The sequence below is a fragment of the Arthrobacter sp. SlRoot2-15 genome, assembly GCF_059739345.1.
In genome coordinates, this window is the sequence record NZ_AP046058.1 from 1,599,200 (window position 1) to 1,620,857 (window position 21,658).

A 21,658-nucleotide genomic window follows, 5' to 3' on the forward strand; every position below is an offset into this window, starting at 1 on the left:
CTAGGGAGGCCGGGTCCCGTCAGGATGCCCCGCTATGCCGGGCCCGCTTTAGGAGTTCCGATGAAGCTGCTGAGAAGCGTGGCCGGCGTTTTGGCCCTTGTCGCGCTGGGACTCACGCTCGGGGCCGTACCAGCACAAGCCGCCGCCGCGTCGATCAGCCTCAGCCCGGCCACGGGAGTGGCGGGGACCGTGGTCACAGTGACCGGATCCGGCTTCCCCAAGAAGGGCACCGGGACGCTCACCGCAGGGGTCAATTCGGCCGTGTTCAAGGCCAGCGCCTCGGGCTACTTCAGTGCGGCGGTGGTCATCCCCCAGACCTCCGCCCCGTTCCTGGACGTCCAGGCAGTCTCCGCATCCGTCAAGGCGTCGGCAACCTTCACCATCGTGGCTTCCGCGCCGGCGGGGGAAACCGGCCCGCCACCGATCAGCGCCTCGCCGCTGCGATTCGGCGTCGGCACCCCGGGCGGCCCGCTGGCCGCGTCCGAACTGGACGAGGCCGCCTACCTTGCCGGCGAATCGCCGTCGGTCATTTTGTCCTACAAGGATTTCAACCAGCCAGCGCCCATCACCGAGCTGGACGCGGTCCGCGGCCGCGGCGCCGTAAGCCTGCTGACCTGGGAACCCTGGGCCTGGGGCGGCGGGACCGAGCAGCCGGCCTTTGCCCTGGATCGCATTGCCACCGGGAACTTCGATGCCTATCTGCGGCAGTGGGGCCAGGCCCTGGCAGCCTGGGGACACCCGGTGATGGTGCGCTTCGGGCACGAGATGAACGGAAACTGGTACCCGTGGTCGGAGGGGGTCAACGGCAATGGCTCCGGGGACTACGTGGCCGCGTGGCGGCACGTCCACGACGTCGTCGCCGCCACCGGCGCATCCAACGTCACCTGGGTCTGGAGCCCCAACGTCCCCTATCCGGGGTCCACCTCCCTCGACGGGTTATACCCCGGCCCGGCATACGTGGATGCGGTGGCACTCGACGGGTACAACTGGGGAACCTCGACGGCGACGAGCGCCTGGACCTCACCGCAGGAGCTCTTCGGCTCCGGCTTCGCCGAATTGCGACGGCTCGCCCCGGGCAAGAACATCCTCGTGGCCGAGACGGCGTCCGCGGAACAGGGCGGCTCCAAAGCCGCGTGGAACACCGCGCTGATCAGCTATCTATCAGCGCAGCCGGACATCACGGCCGTGGTTTGGTTTAACTTCAACAAGGAAACGGACTGGCGGATCAACAGCAGCGCGAGCTCCGCCACTGCCCTGGCCGATGCCCTGGCGGCGCGCCCTCGGTCAGTCGCCTAGAACCGCTTCCAGCCGGTCCAGCTTGCCGTCAGGAGGGCTTACTGGTTAATGGGCTTGTCCAGGAAGAGGCTGATGGTCTGGCCGGGCAGAAGTTCCCCGGCCGGTAAATCGGCGAAGGCGTACCAGGCGCCGCCGGTGCCGGTGAGCGGACGGTTCGCGGCCCTCAGGTCCGTTGGTGAAAGTCGTGCCCGTTGGCGATGCCCCGGAAGGACGTCCCAGTTTGGGGATCCCCAAGCGGGACGCCCCGGCGGCCACGCGGCATCAAGCGGAGGTCTTGGCCTCCACTTGTGCCTTGAGCTCGGCAAGCATCGCCTCCACGTAGGGCTCGTGTTCCTTCACCATCATTCTCTCGATTGGCTCCCCCACGAGCGGGACCTTCACGTCCCACTCGGCCTCTGCGACTACCTTGGTGCCGCCTCCGGCGGGTTCGAACGTGAACCTCCAGGTCGGCTTCTCCGCGAAGAAGTGGACCTGCGCGACGATACGCTGACCCGGGACGACCTCGGTGTACTCGACGCCGCCCGCCAGGCGGAAGCCCAGGAGATGCGTGTTCAGACGGGCCGAAGTGCCGACGCCTTCAGGCTTGATGTCGACATCCGTCACCTCGACGTCCTTCATTTTCCACAGGTGCCTGATGTCCAACGCGAAGTCGAACACTGTGTCGACCGGGACGTCGATCGTGATGCTGCGTGTCAGTGTGGCCACGGCTCTAAACTCCCTCAATATGGACGGTCTCCCGTCTTCGTACTCCGACGCTAGGCAGGTGGCATGAAGGGCTCTAGAGGAGAAGGGCCCGGCCGGCCCAGGCATTGCAGGGGACCACACCGCGGTCCGGAGCAAACTCAGACGCCGGGCTACTCGCCCAGGGCTTTCTCCAGCCGGTCCAGCTTGCCGGTCAGTTCGCCGGTGTAGCCGGGGCGGATGTCGGCCTTGATGACCAGGGAGACGCGGCTGCCGAAGCGGCCCACGGCCTCGGTGGCCCGCTTCACGACGTCGAACACCTCGTCCCACTCCCCCTCGATGGTGGTGAACATGGAGTCCGTCCGGTTCGGCAGCCCGGATTCCCGGACGATCCGCACGGCCTCGGCGACGGCGTCGTGGACCGAGGCGTCGTCGGCGTCGGAGCCGGCCGGAGCACCCGCGGGCCGGCCGGAAGGGGAGACAGAAAATGCAAGCAACATGGCTCCAGTTTGCCACGCCCGAAGGAGCCCGCGCCGGGTCAGATCCGCGGTCCGACACGTCACAAAGGGGCGTACCGGCCGGTAACAGGTTTCCTCCACCTCCGCGTTGCTACCCTGAGCAAATGAACCGGGGAGTAGACCGCAGGCCGCTCCGTGCGGACGCCGCGCGCAACGTCAACAAGATCATTGCCGCGGCCCGCCAGTGCTTCCGTGAACACGGCCCCGAGGTCCCCCTGCAGACCATCGCCGTCACCGCCGGGGTGGGGCCCGCCACGCTGTTCCGGAACTTCGCCGACAAAGAGGAACTGGTCCTGGCGGCCCTGCACCAGCAGCTAAAACTGCGGGTCAACCCGGTCATCGAAGAGGCCCTGGCCGGCAAGGACGCCGCGGAGGGTCTATTCCGGGTGGTCGACGCCCTGATGGGGGTTGCCAGCGACGAAGCCAACCTCCTCGGCGCGGTGGCTGGCCGCCGCGGTGTGCTCACCGGCATCACCGGGGACCTGATTGAGTCGATGGCCGTGCTGTTGGGCCGCGGCCAGGGCCAAGGCACGCTGCGCAGCGACATCTCCATGACCGACATGATCCGGCTGCTGGCCATGCTGATCGGCGTGGTGGACACCATGGAAGCCGGCTCGGACGCCTGGCGCCGCCCGGTGGCCCTGCTCGAAGACGCCATCCGAGACGAACGGCCCGACCGGCCGCTTCCACCCCAGTCGCTGCTGCCGGGAACCGTGTACGGCACCGCGTTCGGCGTCGGCTACGGCAAAACCTCCGGGACCACGTACCGTTGATCCCATGACATGGGAAACCGTGGCCGGCGTGATCGGTGGCCTGTTGCTGGTCTACGCCGCCCTGCTGGTGCTGCTGTGGGGCTACGCCCGGCGCCACCCCGAGACGGTCACCATGAAAGACGCCCTGCGGCTGCTGCCGGATCTGCTCCGGCTGATCCGGCGGCTGATCGCCGACCGCACCGTCGCGGCGGGGGTGCGCATCCGGCTGGCCCTCCTGCTTGCCTACCTGCTCTCCCCGATCGACCTCGTCCCCGACTTCCTGCCGGTGATCGGCTACGCCGACGACGTCGTCATCGTCGCCTTGGTGCTGCGCTCCGTGGTTGCCCGGGCGGGCGAGGAGGCCGTGGCGCGGCACTGGCCCGGCACCCCCGAGGGGCTGGGGCTGATCCTGAAGCTGGCGGGCCTCGGCGCCGCCCGGTGAGCTGCCCCACGCTCGGACGCCCTGCGGAATAGCGCCCGCGAAGCAGCCGTTGACGCTTGCATGAAGGCAATCACCTACAGCGAATACGGCAGCCCGGACGTCCTCGAGTTGACGGAGCAGCCCCTGCCGAAGGTCGGGCCGGGCATGGTCCTGGTCAAGGTCAAAGCAGCAGCGGTGAACCCGGTGGACTGGAAGATCATGGCCGGCTACCTGGATGCCGCCATGGATCTGGAGTTCCCGGCGATCCCCGGGTGGGACGTGGCCGGCGTCGTCGAGTCGGTGGGCATCGACGCTCCGCACTTCAAGCCCGGCGATGAAGTCATCTCCTACGGCCGCAAAGACTACGTCCACGGCGGCAGCTTCGCCGAGTACATCGCCCTGCCGGAACGGCTCGTGGCGCGCAAGCCCGCGTCCCTGGGCTGGAACGAAGCCGCCGGCCTTCCGCTGGCGGGCCTGACGGCTTACCAGGTCCTCACCCGCCTCGGCCTCGCGGCCGGCGAGACGGTGCTCATCCACGGCGGCGCCGGCGGCGTCGGATCCCTGGGCATCCAGATTGCGGCCGCCCTCGGCGCCCGGGTGATCGCGACCGCCTCGGAGAAGAACCACGATTTCCTCCGCTCCCTCGGGGCCGAGCCGGTCAGCTACGGGGAAGGCCTCGCGGACCGGGTTCGCGCCCTCCGCCCCGAAGGCGTCGACGTTGTGGCGGACTTCGTCGGCGGGAACCTGGAAGCCACGCTGGCTGTCCTGGCATCCGGCGGCCGGCACGCCTCCATCGCGGACAGCGAGGTGGAGGAGCACGGCGGCACCTGGATTTGGGTCAATCCGGTGGGGGCCGACCTGCAGGAGCTCGCCAAAATGGTCGACGAGCGCGGGCTTCGGGTGGAAGTGGCGGACAACTTCCCGCTGGCGCGGGCCGCCGATGCCTTCCGGCTCAATATGGGTGGGCACACGCGCGGCAAGATTGTGGTTAAGGTCGACGGCGACGCCTGACGCCCGGCGGGCGGCCGGTCTGGCCGCCCGCAACGGCTGGGCCTGAACCGTTCAGCTGCCGCCTTGTTCTTCTGCCGGCTTTTCCTTGGCTTCATGAACGTGCTGGGCCGCCTCCTGCAGATGCTGCTGCAGTTTCTCTTCGGACTCGCGGCGGCGCCGGGCCATCTCGCGCAACTCCCGGGTGGACTCGGTGCCGGGGGAAACGAAGTGTTCGTGCGGCTTGGAGTGGTGCGCCTTGGCGGCGTCCGGAGTCGAGTCCGGCGTCGAGTCCGGGGTCGCCGCGTCAGGGGCCGCCGGATCGGGCGCAGCGCTGTTCGGAGCATCATTGTGGGTCATCTTTCAATACTCCCATCGGACGTCCCGGCGCGCTAAGGGCTAAAGACCGTTGAACGGCCCGCCGCGCATTAGTTCCAGCCGAGCAGCCGCAGCCCGGCCGCCGCGCCCGCCCCGGCCAGGACCACCACCAGGAACGGCGCCCGGAACCACAGCGCGACGGCCGCCGCGGCGAGGGCGCCGAGCCGGGCGTCCAGCGCCAGTGACTGCCCGGACGCCACCGTGTTCAGGACCGTCAGCGACGCCAGCAGCCCGATGGTCATGGTCCCGGCGATCCGGGACATCCGGGGATTGCGCAGCAGGCTGGCCGGAACGAGGTACCCCACCAGCTTCCAGGCGTAGGCCAGCACGCAGGAGAGCAGCAGCCACAGCCAGAGCGTCATGAGGCCTCCCCCGGGCTGCGGCGGCTTTTATGGCCGCGGTGTTGGTCCGCATAAGGGTCCACGTCCGGTTCCAGGCCCTCATCCGTGCGCCCATGGCTGAACCATCCCACCACCGCCGCCACGGCCGCGGCCACCAGGATCGGCACCCCGGCCGGCACCAAGGGCACAGCCAGGACCGTGGTCAGGGCGCAGACGACGGCGATCGCGACCGGTTCACGGCCCTTGAGCCGCGGCCACAACAGACCAAGAAACGCCGCCACCGCCGCGCCGTCGAGCCCCCACTGCTTCGGGTCGCCGAGGGCGGACCCGGCCAGCGCCCCCACGGAGGTGAAGAGGTTCCACAGCACAAAGATGCCGACCCCGGCCGTCCAGAAGCCCCGGCGCTGCTCCGCCGGGTCGGTCTGGCCGGTGCTGGTGGCCGTCGATTCGTCGATGGTCACGTGCGCCGCGGCGAACCGGCGCCAGCCCCGTGGCTGGAGCAGCGCGTTGAGCTGCATGCCGTAGATGCCGTTGCGCATGCCCAACAGGGTGGCTGCGCTCATCGCCGCGATCCCCGAGCCGCCGCCGGCCACGACGCCGATAAAGGCGAACTGCGAGCCGCCGCTGAAGAGCAGCAGGCTCAGCGCCATGGTCTGCCAGAAGTCGAGCCCGGAGGTCACCGACAGTGCCCCGAAGGACACGCCGTAGAGGCCGGTGGCGATGCTGATGGAGAGCCCCACCCGGACGGCCGGGGACTGTGCCAGCCTCACCGGAGGCGCTTCGGGGCGCGCCGGGACAGGCTCCAGGCCCACACGATCAGCGGGGCCTGCAGCGGCAGGCGCAGGCTGTGGACGCGCCGCTGTACCGGTGTGCCGGCGGGCCCGTAGGCCGTGCGGAGCACGTGCAGGTGCCCGGCGAGGAAGGCGGTGAACAGGACGGTGATCCCGCCCGCGGCCGCGCGGCGGGTCTGCGGGATCAGCAGTCCGACGCCGGCGCCGGCCTCCAGCAGGCCGCTCGCCGCGATCCATTCCTCGCGGGACAGCACGGCGAGGGGCCCGTTGCGCCGGCTGCCGGAGTCATCGCGGCACAGGTAGTCCGGGACCACCGGGGCGAAAAAGCCGGGGTCGCGGAAGTGTTTTGCCGCGCTGGCCAGCAGCAGTCCGGCCAGGGCGGCCGCGGAGAGCGTCTGGGTTGCCTGGGGGGACCAGCGAAAAGGCATGGAACCATGCAACCACAGCGGCGGAGCGGCCGGTAACCGGAGCCGTAACCTGCGGTGCGGCCTGCGAAAACAGGACTTTCCGCAGGGGTCCGCCAGGGCCGCCCGGGAGTACCTTGGTGACTATGAGCAGTGTCGTGGAGATGACCGGCGTCGTGAAGCGGTTCGGGGCCGTGACCGCCCTCAACGGCCTGGACTTCGAGGTGGCCGCCGGCGAGGTGCACGGCTTCCTGGGTCCCAACGGGTCCGGCAAGTCCACCACGCTGCGGTTGCTGCTGGGCATGCTGCGGACCAATGCCGGATCCATCCGGGTGCTTGGACTCGATCCCTGGCGCGACGTCGCGACGCTGCACCGCCGGCTGGCGTACGTACCCGGCGACGTGTCCTTGTGGCCCAACCTGACCGGCGGCGAGGTGATCGAGCTCCTCGGCAGGCTGCAGGGCGGCCAGGACCGGGCACGGCGGGATCGGCTGCTGGAGCTGTTCGAGCTGGATCCCACCAAAAAGGCCCGCACCTATTCCAAGGGCAACCGGCAGAAGGTGGCGCTGGTCGCCGCCCTGGCCACCGACGCGGAGTTGTTCCTGCTGGACGAGCCCACCAGCGGGCTGGATCCGCTGATGGAGGACGCCTTCCGCGGCTGCGTCCGGGACCTGCGGGCGCAGGGGCGCACGGTGCTGCTCAGCAGCCACATCCTCAGCGAAGCCGAAGCGCTCTCGGACAGGGTCAGCATCATCAGGGCCGGCCGGGTGGTGGAGACCGGCCCGCTGGAGCAGTTGCGGCACCTGTCCCGCACATCCGTCACGGCCGACGTCGGCGCCGTGCCGGACGGGCTGGAGCTGCTGCCTGGAGTGCACGATGTGGTGGTCGCCAACCACCGGGTCAGCGCCCAGGTGGATCCCTCGGCGCTGGGGCCTTTCCTGCAGGCCCTGACCTCGGCCGGGCTGCGCTCGCTCACCAGCCAGCCGCCGACGCTGGAGGACCTGTTCCTGCGGCACTATGGTTCCGGCGACGGCGCCGGAGGCTCCGTTACGGCTGGGGCCGGCCATGCCTGAGACCCTGGCCGGCACCGGGATCCTCCTCCGGCTGGGGCTGCGGCGGGACCGCTGGCTGCTGCCGGTGTGGGTGCTCGGCTTCGCCGTCGTGGCCTATTCGACGGCGCTGGCCGGCGCGGACCTCTACCCGGACGTCGGCAGCCGCATTGAAGCCGCCAACGCCCTGAATGCCACCGCCGCGATGGTGGCGATGTTCGGGCGCATTTACGATCCGGCCTCCCTCGGGGCGCTGTCGCTGATCAAGTACACCGCGTTTATGACCGCCATCCTCGCGGTCTTGATGGTCATCCTGATCATCCGGCACACCCGGGCCGATGAGGAAAGCGGACGCCTGGAGTTGCTCGGAGGCGGCCGGCTGGGACGCGACGCGGCACTGGCGGCCGCCCTCAGCATCGGCTTCGGCGCAAGCCTGGGCGTGGGGCTCCTCTCGGCCGCCGCGCTGGCCGCCGGCGGGCTCCCCGCTGCCGGGTCGCTGGCCTTCGGCCTCGGCTGGGCCGCCACCGGGATGGCGTTCAGTGCCGTGGCCGGCGTCGCGGCGCAGCTGACCGCGAGCGCCCGCGCCGCCACCGGGCTGAGCGTCGGCGTCATCGCGGTCACCTACGGGCTGCGAGCCGTCGGGGACCTGGCCGAACCGGGGCCCTCGGTGCTGTCCTGGCTCTCGCCCATCGGCTGGAACCAACAGATCCGGGCGTTCGCCGGGGACCACTGGTGGGTGCTGGCGCTGCCGCTGGCACTTTGTGTCCTTCTGATCCCGGCCGCGTTTGGCCTCCGGTCCCGCCGGGATCTGGGCGCCGGGCTGCGCGACGAGCGGCCGGGTCCCGCGGTGGGTTCGGTCACCGGGGTCTGGGCCCTGGCGGTGCGCTTGCAGCACCGGGTGTGGCTTGCGTGGGCCGTGGCGTTTGTCGTCTTCGGGATCGTCATCGGGTCCTTGGTCGGCAACGTTGAGCAGATGCTGAGTTCCCCCAACGCCCAGGACCTGATCAAGCAGATCGGGGGCACCTCAGCGCTGCAGGACGCCTTCCTGGCCGCTGAGATCAGCATCATGGGCCTGCTCGCCGCGGCGTACGGTGTGTCGGCAGTGAATCATCTGCGCGGCGAGGAAGCGGCGGGCCACACCGAAGCCCTGCTGGGGACGGCCACGACGCGCATCCGCTGGGCCAGCAGCCACTTTGCCTTCGCGCTGGCGGGGATGGCGGTGCTGATGGCGCTGGCCGGGGTGTCGATCGGCGCCGGCGCCGCCGCGACGATGCAGGACCCGGGGCTGGTGGGCCGGTCCACCGTCGCCTCGCTCGCGCAGATCCCCGCGGCGTGGGTGCTCGCCGGCGTGGCGCTGGCGGTGTTTGGCTGGGTGCCCCGGCTGGCGGGGGCGGTCTGGGGCGTGCTTCTGGCCTTCGTGGCGCTGGGAGAGTTTGGCGTGCTGTGGAATGCCCCCGGATGGCTGATGGACCTCTCCCCGTTCCGGCATTCGCCGCTGCTGCCGGTTGGCGCCGACGCGGTGCCTGCGCTGGTGGGACTGACCGCCGCCGCCGCAGGACTGGCCGCGCTGGGCTACCTCGGCTGGCGCCGCCGCGATCTGGCCGCGTAGCCGGACACGCGCAACAGCCCAACGATTCGGACGCCCCGTCCGGTGGCGCGCGAGATCTCAGCCCGCCCGGCGCACCATCTCGGTGATCCAGGTGGGCGCGAACGGCGACGTGCAGCCGGGCGGAGTCGGATAGTCCTTGAGTACGCCGAGGCGCTCACCGATGTCGATGGCGCGGGCGCGGTGCTCGGCGTGCTCGATTCCGATCTGGGCCAAGCAGTGGTTCATCGCCCACTGCAGGCGGTCCGGGGCATCTTTCATCTGCGCCTCAATGATGTCCAGGAGTCCGCCGAGGTCGAGGCCAACCGGATTCTTCGCCACCCGCTCGGTAGTCAGCGCCCAGCCTGCACTCGCGACCACCGGATCCGAATCGGAGAGCCACAGCAGCCGCAGCTCTTCGTTGTGGGGGTTCTTCTTCACCACATAGTTCACGAGCCAGTCGTGCACCTTCGGGATGCGGGCCGCACGCAGCATTACATCCAGCTCGTCGGTCCCGAACCCCGCCGGGCGGCAGATAAGAATCGCCACCAGCCGCGCCGGCGTCTCCCCCGTTTCCCACAGCCGGGTGGCAAGCTCCTGCTGCGTCTTCAACCGCTTCGCGATGGCGCGCAGCTCGCTGAGCTTCACCCCGTGATCATCGCCGTGCTTCTCGTTCACCAGGCGTGCCTTCGGGTCCTCGAGTGTGGCCAGTTCTGCCATCACCTCGGCCACTGACTGGGTCAAAGCCGTCTCGTTCATTCCGGGTTCCTGTCCGTCGTTTCGAGAGTCAGCCTACGACTGAAACCGGCGTGGTGGCACCTGCCCCGCACTTTGTGAGCACCTCATGGGTCCTCGGCGGCAGGGGCCCTACAGCGAAGCGAGCAGCCGGGCGCGGACCTCCGCGGGGCGGTTGGTGGTGATCTCCTGGATGCCCAGTTCCCGGCAGAGTTCGACGTCGTCGGCCGAGTCCACCGTCCAGACCCGGAACCGGCGGCCTGAATCGAGCCAGCGCCGGACGGCGCGGGCGTGCCCGCGGACGTAGGAGATGCCGGGTCCGGCCAGGCCCACCTCGCAGTCGTCCAGGATCCGCTCGCCCTCGGTCTGGGCGGCCTTCAGGACGTTGGCGAGAGCACCACCGGTGAGCGCGCCGAGGCCCAGTTCCTCCCGGATTTCCTCCACGTTCACGTCGTCCACGAGCTGGCAGATGGCGGCGGCCGGCACGGACTGGAGCAGGTGCTTTACCGAGTCGGGGCTGAAGCTCATGAAGGAGACCCGGATGTTGTCCAGCATTGAGGTGGCCCGGTCCCAGCCCTCGGCCTCGAGCACGGCCAGGACCCGGTCCTCGAGCTTGAGCTGGTACGGGCTGGGGTGCTTGAGTTCGATCGCCAGCCCGATCTCGCGGCCGGCCCCGCGCAGGATGTCCAGCAGCTCCGGGAGCGTCAGGAACTGCTCGGAGAGGGCACCGTATTCCTCGGGAATGCGGGCGCCTTTCCACGAGCTAAAGTCCAGCTGCCGCAGCTCCGCCAGGGTCCGCTCCGAAACCGGGCCGGTCCCGTCCGAGGTGCGGTCAAGATTGGCGTCGTGGAGCAGGACGGGGTGCTGGTCGCGGGTGAGGTGGATGTCGCATTCCACGCCGTCGGCGCCGTCGGCGATGGCCTGCAGGTACGCTGCGCGGGTGTGCTCGGCGAAAGCTGCGCTGGCGCCCCGGTGGGCGTAGACGAGCGGGCGGGCGGCGGCGGGCTCCTCGGTAGTCATGCTGACACGTTAGCGGACGCCGGTGACGGATGCGCGGCTAGGCTGGGGACATGCAGGTGAACACTGAACGACCCGCCCGCCCCGCCGTCCCGGCGGCCGGAGCCGGACACCGGCTCTCCCCCGCGGACGCCGAGAAAGCCGCGGCGCTGCGGAAGATGAAGCTGCTGGCGGTGTCGCTGCTGATCGGCATGGCGGTCATTTTCGTGGTGGCCTTCGCCCTGCAGAAGCAGTACCCGTGGCTTGAGTACGTCCGGGCCGCGGCCGAGGGCGGCATGGTGGGCGCCCTCGCGGACTGGTTCGCGGTCACGGCGCTGTTCAAGTACCCGCTGGGCCTGAAGATCCCGCATACCGCGATCATTCCCCGGCGGAAGGACCAGATCGGGGCGTCGCTGGGCGAATTCGTGGAAACCAACTTCCTCTCCGAGCAGGTGGTGAAGGAGAAGCTGGCCAGCGTGGATGTCGCGCGGAAGGTCGGCGCCTGGCTGTCCGGCCCGGGCGGCGCGGAGCGGGTGGCCAAGGAGGGCGCGGCCGTGATCCGCGGCGCGTTCACCGTGCTGAACGACGACGACGTCCAGGCCGTCATCGAGGGCATGGTCCGCCGGCACCTGCTGGCCCCGCCGTGGGGGCCGCCGGTGGGCCGGCTCGCCGAGCGCGTGTTCGACGACGGCCACCACCACGCGCTGGTGGACCTGCTGGTGGACCGCACCGTGGACTGGGTCCGGGACAACCACGAGACGGTCAACCGGCTGGTCACGGACCGCTCCCCCGCCTGGGTCCCCAACTTCGTCGACGGCCTGGTGGGCGACAAGGTCTACGTAGAGATCCTGAAATTCACCCACGCCGTGCAGGCCGACCCGCAGCACCAGGTCCGGCTCGCGATCGACAAATACCTGAAGGAACTGGCCCAGGACCTGCAGCACGATCCGGTCATGATCGCCCGCGCCGAGGGCGTCAAGGCGCAGGTGCTGGGCGACCCGGAGGTGCGCGAACTGGCTTCCCGGACCTGGGGCACCGTCAAGGCCGCGCTGCTCGCCGCCGTCGACGACCCGCACAGCGAGCTGACCGTCCGGTTCAAGGCCGCCGTGCACGACTTCGGCACGCGCCTGGTGGTCGACCCGGAACTGGCTGGCAAGGTGAACACCTGGATCGGCGACGCCGCGGGGTACCTCGTGAACAATTACCGCGCGGACATCGCCGGTGTCATCACCGATACCGTGGCCCGCTGGGACGCCGAGGAGACCTCGCAGAAGATCGAACTCCAGGTGGGCAAGGACCTGCAGTTCATCCGGATCAACGGCACCGTGGTGGGCGCCCTCGCAGGGCTCGCCATCTTCACCGCGGCGAATTTGGTGTTCGGCTGACCAACGCGCGAACGGACACTTGAGGGCCGCTAGGCGGGCGCGACCTTCGCCCGGGGCCGGCCGTGCAGGGCGAAAACCGTAAACGCCAGCGCCGCGAGCGCCGTGACCACAAGCAACAGCAGCCCGATCGAATAGCTGTGCGTCGCGGCGTCGTAGGTGGCGCCCATGACCAGCGGCGGGAAGTAGCCGCCCAGGCCGCCGGCGGCGCTGACCACCCCGCTGATGCTGCCCACCTTGCCCGCCGGGGCGAGCACCCCCACCCAGGCGAACACGCCGCCGGTGCCCAGGCCCAGGGCCGCCGCCATGGCGACGAACGTCAGCCCGGCGGGCACGTCGCCGTCGGGCTGCAGGTTCACCACCCAGGCCAGCACCGCGACGCCGGCGAGCGAAACCACCACCACGGGCTTGGGGCCGAACCGGTCCGCGACGACGCCGCCCACCGGCCGCGCCAGCACGGCGGCCAGTGCGAACCCGGCGGTGCGGGCACCGGCAGCGCTGGGATCAAAACTGTAGACATCGCGCAGATAGGTGGGCAGGTAGGTGGCGAACGACACGAATCCGCCGAAGACGACGGCGTAGAGGAAGCACATCTTCCAGGTGACCGGGGTCTTGGCCGCGTCCAGCAGCTTGGGCAGCACCGGCGCGTTGTTGCGGCTCCAGCCCGGTGATTCCTTCATCAGGAACCAGACCAGCGCGGCCATGACGGCCAGGACCCCTGCAATCAGCAGGTGCGTGGGGAAGTACCCGATCCAGGCGACCAGCCGCGGGTTCAGGAACGCCGCCAGCGCGGTGCCGCCCATCCCGGCGCCGAAGACCCCGGTGGCGAAGCCGCGCCGGGACGGTTCGTACCAGGCGCTGACGAAGGGGATGCCGACGGCGAAGACCGTTCCGGCGACGCCAAGGACCAGCCCGGCGCCCAGCACCAGCGGGAAGGATCGGATGGTGCCGCCGAGGGCCACCAGCAGGATCGGGACGATGGCCGCGAGCAGGACGAAGCTGAACATTGCGCGGCCGCCGTACTTGTCTGTCAGGGCGCCGACGACGATCCTGCCCAGCGAGCCGACGAACACCGGCATGGCGACGAGGATGCCGGTGGTGGCGGGGTTGAGCTGGAGGTTCTGGGTGTAAAACGCCCCCAGGGTGGCCACCGAATTCCACGCCCAGAACCCCGCCACGGAGGCGGCGGTGGCGAGCACCAGGTTGAGCGTCCGGCCACCCGGGGCAGCTGCGGACGGGTTAGCTCCGGCCATCGTGGTTCCTTTCGATTCAGCGGGGCGGGGTCAGTAACGCAGGCACCTCACCGGTTCCGGGTGTCCCGGTCGCGGGTACCGACGGCGGACCAGCCGCGGCGGGCGGTTGTGGTGGAATTCCGCGCGGCGGCGGCGCCGGCTTTGGCGCCGTCCCGGTCGCGGTCCCGCGAACGGTAGACGATGTAGGGGCGGAAGAGGTAGTGGAACGGGGCCGTGAAGGCGTGCACCAGGCGGGTGAAGGGCCAGATCACGAACAGCGCCATGCCCACCAGGGTGTGCAGGTGGAAGGAGAACGGTGCCGTCGCCATCGCCGCGATGTCGGGCTGGAAGATGAACAGCGAGCGGAACCACGGGGCCACCGTCTCGCGGTAGTTGTGCCCGTGTTCGCCCTCGAAAACGCTCGCCAGGGTGGTCCAGAGGCCAAACACGATGGCCGCGGTGAGTACCACGTACATGGATTTGTCGTTCCGGGTGGTGGCCATGAACACCGGCCCGGTGGTGCGGCGCCGGTAGATCAGCAGGATGATTCCGCCCAGGGTTCCCACCCCCGCGATCCCGCCCACCAGCAGGGCATTGAAATGATAAAACTCCTGGCTCATTCCCACGGCCTGGGTCCACGCCATCGGGATGACCAGGCCGAAGAAGTGCCCGGCGATGACGGCGAGCAGGCCGAAGTGGAACAGCGGCGAGGCGATCCGCAGCAGCCGGGATTCGTAGAGCTGGGAAGACCGCGTGGTCCAGCCGAACTGGTCGTATTTGTACCGCCAGACCAGGCCGCCCACCAGCACGACGACCATCACGTAGGGCAGGACGCCCCAGAGCACGATGTCCAGCGCCGAGATCGGGGCGGTGGCTCCGGGCTCGGCTTCGGAGGCAAGCATGATCAGGCCCCCTTCACGGGCAGCAGTCGAGGATCGTACGGGTCCAGCCCCACCGCTTCTGTGGGCGGGCCGTAGCCGGCCATCCGCATGACCGCCTGTTCATCCGCGGGCGACTTGCCGGGCAGCGTGGCGCAGATGGCCTGCAGGATGCGGGCGTGCGGCAGCTCGTCCCGGAGCAGCCCGAAGCGGAGCATCTCCAGGCTGGCCCGGTAGCGGCTCAGCAGTTCACGCCCGGCCGCCAGGTCCACTAGCGCGGCGTATTCCAGCACCATGGGCAGGTAGTCCGGCAGTTCCCCGTGGGTGTCCACCAGGATGTCGCTTTGCCGGTAGGTCTTCTTGAAGTTGCCCAGCACTTCGCCCCGCCGCCGGGTGTCCCCGTCGGTCCAGTAGGACAGGTGCAGGGCGTGGCGTTTGCCGAGGTCGAACTCGCGCACGTAGTGGGCCTGGAGTTCCATCGGCGGGGTGGATTCCAGCCGTTGCAGGACCTCGGCGAAGTCCGCGACGGCGCCGGGGAATTCGGCCAGCGCGGCCCGCATCAGCGGCACGCGCCCGAGGAGCTCCTCGTCCGGGTAGGACAGGCACCAGGCGGCGGCGAGATAGACGATCTGCTGGCGGCGGGTCACGGCTGGTCCTCCGCGGCCGCCAGAGTGCCCGGCTCGGGCGGCCTTTCCGGGAAGAGTCCCGCCGGTGCTCCGGTTCCGTCCCAGTTGAGCAGGTTCACCCGGCCCCGCAACGTTGTTTCGCCCGGCGCCGCGCCGGAGGTCTGCCGGTCGCGGAGGGCGTGGAAGGTTTCCACCGCCACCGGGACGGGCCTGCCGCTGGCCTCGCCGAAGGGCGAGGAGTCTTGCATGCCAGGGCCGCCGTCGAAGTCCAGCGAGCAGCCCATCTCCTCGAGGTCGTGGGCCTGTTCCACGTGGGCCTTGGGGATCACGTAGCGTTCCTCGTATTTCGCGATCGCCATCAGCCGGTACATCTCGTACATGGTCTGGCTGTCCATGCCCACGGCTTCGGGGATGGTGTCGTCCGGGTCGTTGCCGAGGCTGATCCCGCGCATGAAGGAACGCATGGCCGCCAGTTTCAGCAGCACCGCGGTGACCCGGTCCGTGTCCCCCGCGGTGAAGAGCTCGGCGAGGTACTCCACCGGGATGCGCAGCGCGTCGATGGCGCCGAACAGGTTGCCTGCGTCCTCGCCGTCGTGCCCCTGGTCCCGCAGCAGGTCCACCACGGGTGAGAGCGGCGGGACGTACCAGACCATCGGCATGGTCCGGTATTCGGGGTGCAGCGGCAGGGCCACCTTGTAGACCTTGGCCAGGGCGTAGACCGGCGAGCGCCGGGCGGCGTCGATCCAGTCCTCCGGGATGCCCTGGGCCCGGGCGTTGGCCTGCACTGCGGGATCGTTCGGGTCCAGCAGCACGTCCATCTGGGCGTCGTAGAGCTCTTGCGGGTCGGTGACGGCGGCCGCCGCGGTGACGGCGTCGGCGTCGTACAGAAACAGCCCGAGGTACCGCAGCCGGCCCACGCAGGTTTCCGAGCAGACCGTCGGTAGCCCCACCTCCACCCGCGGGTAGCAGAAGGTGCACTTCTCGGCCTTGCCGGTCTTGTGGTTGAAGTAGATCTTCTTGTACGGGCAGCCGGTGACGCACTGGCGCCAGCCGCGGCACTTGTCCTGGTCCACCAGCACGATCCCGTCCTCCACGCGCTTGTAGATGGCGCCGGAGGGGCAGGAGGCCATGCAGGAGGGGTTCAGGCAGTGCTCGCAGATCCGCGGCAGGTAGAACATAAAGGTCTGCTCGTAGGCGAACCTGATCTTGTCCTCGGATTCCCGCCGGACCTTTTCCACGATCGGGTCCAGGTGCCCGTTCTCCGCGGAGCCGCCCAGGTCGTCGTCCCAGTTCGCGGACCAGGTGATCTTGGTGTCTTCCCCGGTGATCAGGGACTTGGGCCGGGCCACCGGGAAGTCGTCGCCCAGCGGCGCGTCCACGAGCGTTTTGTAGTCGTAGGTCCAGGGCTCGTAGTAGTCCTTGAGTTCGGGCTGGACCGGGCTGGCGAAGATCCCGAGGAGCTTCTTGACCCGGCCGCCGGCCTTGAGCACCAGCTTGCCGCGCTTGTTCAGCACCCAGCCGCCGTGCCACCTCTCCTGGTCCTCGTAGCGGCGCGGGTACCCCTGCCCTGGGCGGGTTTCGACGTTGTTGAACCAGACGTATTCGGTGCCGGCACGGTTGGTCCAGGCCTGTTTGCAGGTCACGGAGCAGGTGTGGCAGCCGATGCACTTGTCCAGGTTCATGACCATGCCCATTTGAGCCATAACACGCATCAGTACTGCACCTCCTGGGAACGGCGCCGGACGGTGGCCACCATGTCCCGCTGGTTTCCGGTGGGGCCGAGGTAATTGAACGCGTAGGCCAGCTGCGCGTAGCCGCCGATCAGATGCGAGGGCTTGACCAGCAGCCGGGTGACGGAGTTGTGGATGCCGCCGCGCCGGCCGGTGGCCTCGGACTTCGGCACGTCGATGGTGCGCTCCTGGGCGTGGTGGACGTAGACGACGCCGGCCGGCATCCGGTGGCTGACGATCGCGCGGGCCACCAGGACGCCGTTGATGTTTAGGCATTCCACCCAGTCGTTGTCCTTGACCTCGATGGCGTCCGCGTCGGCCGGGCTCATCCAGACCGTCGGGCCGCCGCGGGAAAGCGAGAGCATCAGCAGGTTGTCCTGGTACTCGGAGTGGATGGACCACTTGGAGTGCGGGGTCAGGTAGCGGACCACCACTTCCATGGATCCGTCCCGGCCCAGCTTGGGTTCGCCGAAGAGCCGGTGCATGTCCAGCGGCGGCCGGTAGATCGGCAGGGCCTCGCCGATGTCCCGGATCCAGTCGTGGTCGAGGAAGAAGTGCATCCGCCCGGTCAGGGTGTGGAAGGGTTTGAGCCGTTCGATGTTGATGGTGAAGGGTGCGTAGCGTCGGCCGCCGGTTTCGGAGCCGGACCATTCCGGCGAGGTGATCACCGGGACCGGGCCGGCCTGGGTCTGGGCGAACGTGATGAACTTTTCCTCCGAGCCCTCGGAGAGGTCCGCGAGTTTCTTCCCGGTGCGGACTTCCAGGTCCTTGAAGCCCTGCACGGACAGCGCGCCGTTGGTGGTGCCGGAGAAGGCCAGGATGGCCTCGGCCATTTTCGCGTCGGTGTCGATTGCGGGGCGGCCGTCCGCGGCGCCGCCGAGCATCACCCCGTTGGAGCGGCTGAGCCTCTCCAGCGCGCCGGCGAGTTTGTAGGTGACGTTCTTGACCGTGAAGCCGAGTTTGTCGGCCAGCGGCCCGACGGCGGCCAGCTTGTCCGCGATGGCCGTGTAGTCCCGCTCCACCACGGAAAAGACGGGCATGTTCTGGCCCGGGACCGCGGGGATGGACGTGTCCCGCCAGTCCCGCACGGTCCCGCCGGGCTGGGCGAGCTGGCCGGGGGTGTCGTGCTGCAGCGGCACGCTGACCAGGTCCTTGCGGACACCCAGGTGCGTTTTGGCCTGCCGGGAGAACTCCTGGGCCAGCAGGTGGAACATGTCGAAGTCTGTTTTGGTCTCCCACGGCGGGTCGATCGCGGGGGTGAAGGCGTGCACGAACGGGTGCATGTCGGTGGAGGACAGGTCGTGCTTCTCGTACCAGGTGGCCGCGGGGAACACGACGTCGGACAGCAGCGTGGTGGAGGTCATCCGGAAGTCCGCGGAGACCAGCAGGTCCAGTTTCCCTTCCGGCGCCTGCTCGTGCCATTTCACGTCCTTGGGTTTGAGCCCTTCGGCGTGGTCCTTGCCCAGGACGTTGTTGTGTGTGCCCAGCAGGTTGCGGAGGAAGTACTCGTTGCCCTTGGCCGAGGAGCCGAACAGGTTGGAGCGCCACAGCACCAGGGTCCGCGGCCAGTTTTCCGCGGCGTCCACGTCCTCGATCGCGGGGTTCAGGGTCCGGTTCTTCAGCGCCTCCGCGATGTAGCCGGGGGTGTCCCGCGCGGTGCCGGCGGCGACGGCGGCCTCCGCCTCGTCCGCGACATCCAGCGGGTTGCGGTCGAACTGCGGGTAGAACGGCATCCAGCCCAGCCGGGCGGACTGGGCCATGGCGTCCGCGGTGTGCATCCCATCCAGGGCCCCGGTGGAGAGCGGGGACTTCAGCGCATCCGCGGAGTAGCCGTCCTGCCGCCACTGGTCCGTGTGCATGTACCAGTAGCCGGTGCCGATCATGGTCCGGGGCGGGCGAGACCAGTCCAGCGCGTTCGCGAGGGACACCCAGCCGGTGGCCGGCCGGGTCTTTTCCTGGCCCACATAGTGCGCCCAGCCGCCGCCGTTGCGGCCCATGCAGCCGGTCAGCATCACCAGCGCCAGCACGGCCCGGTAGGTGGCGTCGCCGTGGAACCACTGGCAGATCCCGGCGCCCATGATGATCATGGACCGTCCCTTGGACTGCTCGGCGTTGCGGGCGAACTCGCGGGCCACCCGGATGCAGGCCTGCGCGGGAACGGAGGTGATCTCCTCCTGCCACGCCGGGGTGTAGGGCGTCCCGGCGTCGTCGTAACCGGCGGCCCAGTCGCCCGGGAGCCCGTCGCGGCCGACGCCGTACTGGGCCAGCATCAGGTCGAACACGGTGGTGACCAGCTGGCCTTCGAGCTCGATGACGGGAACACCGCGCTTCAGCACGCTGCCGTCCCCGCCGGCGTCTTCGAAGCACGGCAGCAGGATCTCGGCGCTCTCGCCGGAGACTTCGCGCAGCGACAGGGCGGGATCGACTCCCTCGAGGTCCAGGTTCCATTTGCCTTCGCCGGTGCCGGAGTAACGGAACCCCAGGGAGCCGTTGGGGACTGCGGGCCGGCCGGCCTTCTTGTCGAACAACACCGTGCGGAACGCCGCGTCCTCGGCCAGGGATTCGGCCGGGAGGTCCTGGGCGGTGAGGAACTTGGCCGGGGTGAGGGTGCCGTCGTCGCGTCGTTCCAGCCGGACCAGGAACGGCAGGTCGGTGTATTGACGGACGTAATCGGTGAAGAACGGCACCTCGCGCTCGACGAAGAACTCTTTGAGCATGACGTGCCCCATCGCCATAGCCAGCGCCGCGTCCGTCCCGGCCTGCGCGGGGAGCCATTCATCGGCGAACTTGGTGTTGTCCGCGTAGTCCGGGCTGACCGTGACCACCTTGGTCCCGCGGTACCGCACCTCTGCCATCCAGTGCGCGTCCGGGGTGCGGGTCACGGGGACGTTGGAGCCCCACATCATGAGGTAGCGCGCATCCCACCAGTCGCCGGATTCCGGGACGTCGGTCTGGTCGCCGAAGACCTGCGGGCTGGCCACGGGCAGGTCGGCGTACCAGTCGTAGAAGGACGTCATCACCCCGCCGATCAGCTGGATGAAGCGGGTCCCGACGGCGTGCGAGACCATGGACATCGCGGGGATGGGCGAGAACCCGGCGCAGCGGTCCGGCCCGTAGGTCTTGATGGTGTTCACGTGCGCGGCGGCCGCGATCTCGATCGCTTCCTGCCAGGACACCCGGACCAGTCCGCCCTTGCCGCGGGCCTGCTGGTAGCGGCGGCGGCGCTCCGGGTCCCCCACGACGTCGGCGAAGGCCAGCACGGGGTCGCCCAGCCGGGACTTGGCCTCGCGGTACATCTCGACCAGCACACCCCGGGCGTAAGGGAACCGGACCCTGGTCGGGGAATATGTATACCAGGAGAAGGCCGCCCCGCGCGGGCATCCCCGCGGCTCGTATTCCGGGCTGTCCGGGCCCACGGACGGGTAGTCGGTCTGTTGCGATTCCCAGGTGATGATGCCGTCCTTGACGTACACCTTCCAGGAGCAGGATCCGGTGCAGTTCACCCCGTGCGTGGACCGGACCACCTTGTCGTGGCTCCAGCGGTCGCGGTAGAAGATGTCGCCCTTGCGGCCGCCTTCCCGGAACACCGCCCTGCCGTCGTCGGTTTGGTCCCATTTCGTGAAAAATCGGCCCAGCTTCAACATTGCATCCGAGGCGGGTCCGTCCAACCCCGCGGAGCCTCCGGCAGTCATGCCCCCAAGCTATGGGCCGGATTCCGGCGCCGATAGGGCCCTACGGCACTGGGCGGCCCCCGGCTTGTGCGTGCCGGGCGGCGCGGCACCGGGTCAGAAACTGATTCCCTTGACGAGGGTGACGAGCTGGTCCTTGGTCTGCTCGGCCGTGGGACCGGTGGGGGAGATCAGGATTTGCGCGGTGAAGATGGCCATGTTCTGGCCGCGGGCCACCATGAGGGACAGGTACGTGAGCGGTACGTCGCTGGGCGGACGCATGGCTTTGGGACCGCCGGGATCCGTCCGCACGATCAGAATCGCCCGGTCTCCGACGCCCTGGACGTCCTGGCCGTCCGGCACCGGCCGGGACAGCAATGAAGCGCCGCCCGGATGCAATTCGATGGAAAACACCAGCGAGTCCGGCCCGGGCGTACCCGGGGCGCCGAAGGTGTACCGGCAGTTACCCTCGCCCGGGAGGACCTGCGCCTGCGTGGTCGCGTCGAACGCCTGTTTGACCGCGTCGGCGCTGACCAGGGCGCACACGGGATTGTCGGTGGTGACCTGCGGGCCGACGGGCGGCGCGGACGGGACACTGAGCGCGCTCCCGTTGCCCCAGCCACCATCGACGGCGGCGTGTGCGAGCGAGCGGGCCGTGGCGTTGCCGTCCGGGACGGGTACGCCGGACGTCATCGGCGGCGTCGCCACGATGCGCAGGTCCAGTGACTCGGTGCCGCGGACCGCCTTGAGGACCGTGTTGGCCGATGCCCCGCCAGGTTCGCCGCGGAACCACCCCGTCCACTGGAAGCACGCGAAATCGCCGATGCCCGCTACGGGCGAGCAGTCCGGCGTCTTCCTCGCCTCGGCAATCTCTGCTGCCGACGCGGGCGAGGTCAACGCCACGGACAGGGCGTTCATGCCCTGGTCGGATTTGCTCATGTAGCTGCACAGGTACGCGGGGCTCCCTGGCGGTTTGCCCGCCTGGTTCTGGCCCGTGCCGGCGAAGCTCGGATCCACCTTGGCTGCAATCTCCGGGGTAATGAGGTCGCAGGCCGGATTACTCGAACCTGACGACGGCGACCCCGTCGAGGCAGGCGTACCCCCTTGCGCGCAGGCGCCGAGGAGAAGCACCAGGGCCGCGGTGAGCGCAAGGAAGTGTCGAGACGAACCGATCCGATGGCGCATTGTCTCCCCCAGTCCGCGGAGAC

Annotated in this window: 20 protein-coding genes and 1 pseudogene; 7 read left to right on the plus strand and 14 right to left on the minus strand. The window is 69.3% G+C overall.

Going from position 1 to position 21,658, the window contains the following annotated elements; all coding sequences use genetic code 11:
* Positions 1 to 60: 60 nt before the first annotated feature.
* Entirely contained in the window at positions 61 to 1,296 is a 1,236-nt protein-coding gene (locus tag AC6I9V_RS07250; protein ID WP_497898888.1) for a glycosyl hydrolase, read from the plus strand.
* 261 nt (positions 1,297 to 1,557) lie between these two features.
* Here AC6I9V_RS07250 and AC6I9V_RS07255 read toward each other — a convergent pair whose 3' ends face one another.
* Both AC6I9V_RS07255 and AC6I9V_RS07260 read right to left on the minus strand, forming a co-directional pair.
* Entirely contained in the window at positions 1,558 to 2,001 is a 444-nt protein-coding gene (locus AC6I9V_RS07255; RefSeq protein WP_497898889.1) for an SRPBCC family protein, read from the minus strand.
* Between the two features lie 149 nt (positions 2,002 to 2,150).
* Positions 2,151 to 2,477, minus strand: a complete 327-nt coding sequence (locus AC6I9V_RS07260) for a thiamine-binding protein (RefSeq protein WP_497898890.1) — start codon at positions 2,475 to 2,477, stop codon at positions 2,151 to 2,153.
* A 122-nt stretch (positions 2,478 to 2,599) separates the two neighbouring features.
* Between AC6I9V_RS07260 and AC6I9V_RS07265 the strand changes: the two genes are divergently transcribed.
* From AC6I9V_RS07265 to AC6I9V_RS07275, 3 genes and pseudogenes are all read left to right on the plus strand, one after another.
* Entirely contained in the window at positions 2,600 to 3,268 is a 669-nt protein-coding gene (locus AC6I9V_RS07265) for a TetR/AcrR family transcriptional regulator (RefSeq protein WP_349413195.1), read from the plus strand.
* 223 nt (positions 3,269 to 3,491) lie between these two features.
* Positions 3,492 to 3,573, plus strand: a pseudogene (locus AC6I9V_RS07270) (YkvA family protein); the annotation flags it as partial.
* Between the two features lie 176 nt (positions 3,574 to 3,749).
* Entirely contained in the window at positions 3,750 to 4,679 is a 930-nt protein-coding gene (locus tag AC6I9V_RS07275) for an NADP-dependent oxidoreductase (protein ID WP_497898891.1), read from the plus strand.
* A gap of 51 nt (positions 4,680 to 4,730) precedes the next feature.
* Here AC6I9V_RS07275 and AC6I9V_RS07280 read toward each other — a convergent pair whose 3' ends face one another.
* The 4 genes from AC6I9V_RS07280 to AC6I9V_RS07295 all read right to left on the minus strand — a co-directional run bounded on the left by AC6I9V_RS07280 (position 4,731) and on the right by AC6I9V_RS07295 (position 6,593).
* Entirely contained in the window at positions 4,731 to 5,015 is a 285-nt protein-coding gene (locus AC6I9V_RS07280; protein ID WP_349413192.1) for a hypothetical protein, read from the minus strand.
* 68 nt (positions 5,016 to 5,083) lie between these two features.
* Entirely contained in the window at positions 5,084 to 5,395 is a 312-nt protein-coding gene (locus tag AC6I9V_RS07285) for an AzlD domain-containing protein (RefSeq protein WP_497898892.1), read from the minus strand.
* Positions 5,392 to 6,144, minus strand: coding sequence for an AzlC family ABC transporter permease (locus tag AC6I9V_RS07290; RefSeq protein ID WP_497898893.1), 753 nt, complete (start codon positions 6,142 to 6,144; stop codon positions 5,392 to 5,394). Before AC6I9V_RS07290 ends, AC6I9V_RS07285 begins: the two co-directional genes overlap by 4 nt.
* On the minus strand, positions 6,141 to 6,593 hold the full coding sequence (locus tag AC6I9V_RS07295; RefSeq protein ID WP_497898894.1) for a DoxX family protein: 453 nt from the start codon (positions 6,591 to 6,593) through the stop codon (positions 6,141 to 6,143). Before AC6I9V_RS07295 ends, AC6I9V_RS07290 begins: the two co-directional genes overlap by 4 nt.
* A 122-nt stretch (positions 6,594 to 6,715) precedes the next feature.
* On the opposite strand from AC6I9V_RS07295, the gene AC6I9V_RS07300 reads away from it, so the two are divergent.
* Positions 6,716 to 7,642, plus strand: coding sequence for an ABC transporter ATP-binding protein (locus AC6I9V_RS07300; protein WP_497898895.1), 927 nt, complete (start codon positions 6,716 to 6,718; stop codon positions 7,640 to 7,642).
* Entirely contained in the window at positions 7,635 to 9,227 is a 1,593-nt protein-coding gene (locus AC6I9V_RS07305; protein ID WP_497898896.1) for an ABC transporter permease, read from the plus strand. The genes AC6I9V_RS07300 and AC6I9V_RS07305 overlap by 8 nt, the downstream gene beginning before the upstream one ends.
* Before the next feature lie 57 nt (positions 9,228 to 9,284).
* On the opposite strand, the gene AC6I9V_RS07310 is transcribed toward AC6I9V_RS07305, so the two are convergent.
* Together AC6I9V_RS07310 and AC6I9V_RS07315 are read right to left on the minus strand one after the other, a co-directional pair.
* Entirely contained in the window at positions 9,285 to 9,962 is a 678-nt protein-coding gene (locus AC6I9V_RS07310; protein WP_497898897.1) for a DNA alkylation repair protein, read from the minus strand.
* A 108-nt stretch (positions 9,963 to 10,070) separates the two neighbouring features.
* Positions 10,071 to 10,958, minus strand: a complete 888-nt coding sequence (locus AC6I9V_RS07315) for a glycerophosphodiester phosphodiesterase (RefSeq protein ID WP_497898898.1) — start codon at positions 10,956 to 10,958, stop codon at positions 10,071 to 10,073.
* Positions 10,959 to 11,008: 50 nt separating this feature from the next.
* On the opposite strand from AC6I9V_RS07315, the gene AC6I9V_RS07320 reads away from it, so the two are divergent.
* A complete protein-coding gene (locus tag AC6I9V_RS07320) occupies positions 11,009 to 12,319 on the plus strand; it encodes a DUF445 domain-containing protein (RefSeq protein ID WP_497898899.1) in 1,311 nt (436 codons plus the stop codon).
* 29 nt (positions 12,320 to 12,348) lie between these two features.
* Here AC6I9V_RS07320 and AC6I9V_RS07325 read toward each other — a convergent pair whose 3' ends face one another.
* From AC6I9V_RS07325 to AC6I9V_RS07350, 6 genes are all read right to left on the minus strand, one after another.
* Positions 12,349 to 13,569: an MFS transporter gene (locus AC6I9V_RS07325; protein ID WP_497898900.1), complete on the minus strand. Its 1,221-nt coding sequence runs from the start codon at positions 13,567 to 13,569 to the stop codon at positions 12,349 to 12,351.
* Between the two features lie 47 nt (positions 13,570 to 13,616).
* Positions 13,617 to 14,450: a respiratory nitrate reductase subunit gamma gene (narI, locus tag AC6I9V_RS07330; protein ID WP_497898901.1), complete on the minus strand. Its 834-nt coding sequence runs from the start codon at positions 14,448 to 14,450 to the stop codon at positions 13,617 to 13,619.
* 2 nt (positions 14,451 to 14,452) lie between these two features.
* Complete coding sequence (gene narJ, locus AC6I9V_RS07335) at positions 14,453 to 15,073, minus strand: nitrate reductase molybdenum cofactor assembly chaperone (RefSeq protein WP_349413182.1); 621 nt, start codon at positions 15,071 to 15,073, stop codon at positions 14,453 to 14,455.
* The gene (gene narH, locus AC6I9V_RS07340) at positions 15,070 to 16,764 is read right to left on the minus strand and encodes a nitrate reductase subunit beta (protein WP_497898902.1); all 1,695 of its coding nucleotides are present in this window, start codon (positions 16,762 to 16,764) and stop codon (positions 15,070 to 15,072) included. Before narH ends, narJ begins: the two co-directional genes overlap by 4 nt.
* Positions 16,764 to 20,474: a nitrate reductase subunit alpha gene (locus AC6I9V_RS07345; protein WP_497898903.1), complete on the minus strand. Its 3,711-nt coding sequence runs from the start codon at positions 20,472 to 20,474 to the stop codon at positions 16,764 to 16,766. Before AC6I9V_RS07345 ends, narH begins: the two co-directional genes overlap by 1 nt.
* 93 nt (positions 20,475 to 20,567) lie before the next feature.
* On the minus strand, positions 20,568 to 21,635 hold the full coding sequence (locus tag AC6I9V_RS07350) for a hypothetical protein (protein ID WP_497898904.1): 1,068 nt from the start codon (positions 21,633 to 21,635) through the stop codon (positions 20,568 to 20,570).
* Positions 21,636 to 21,658 lie beyond the last annotated feature (23 nt).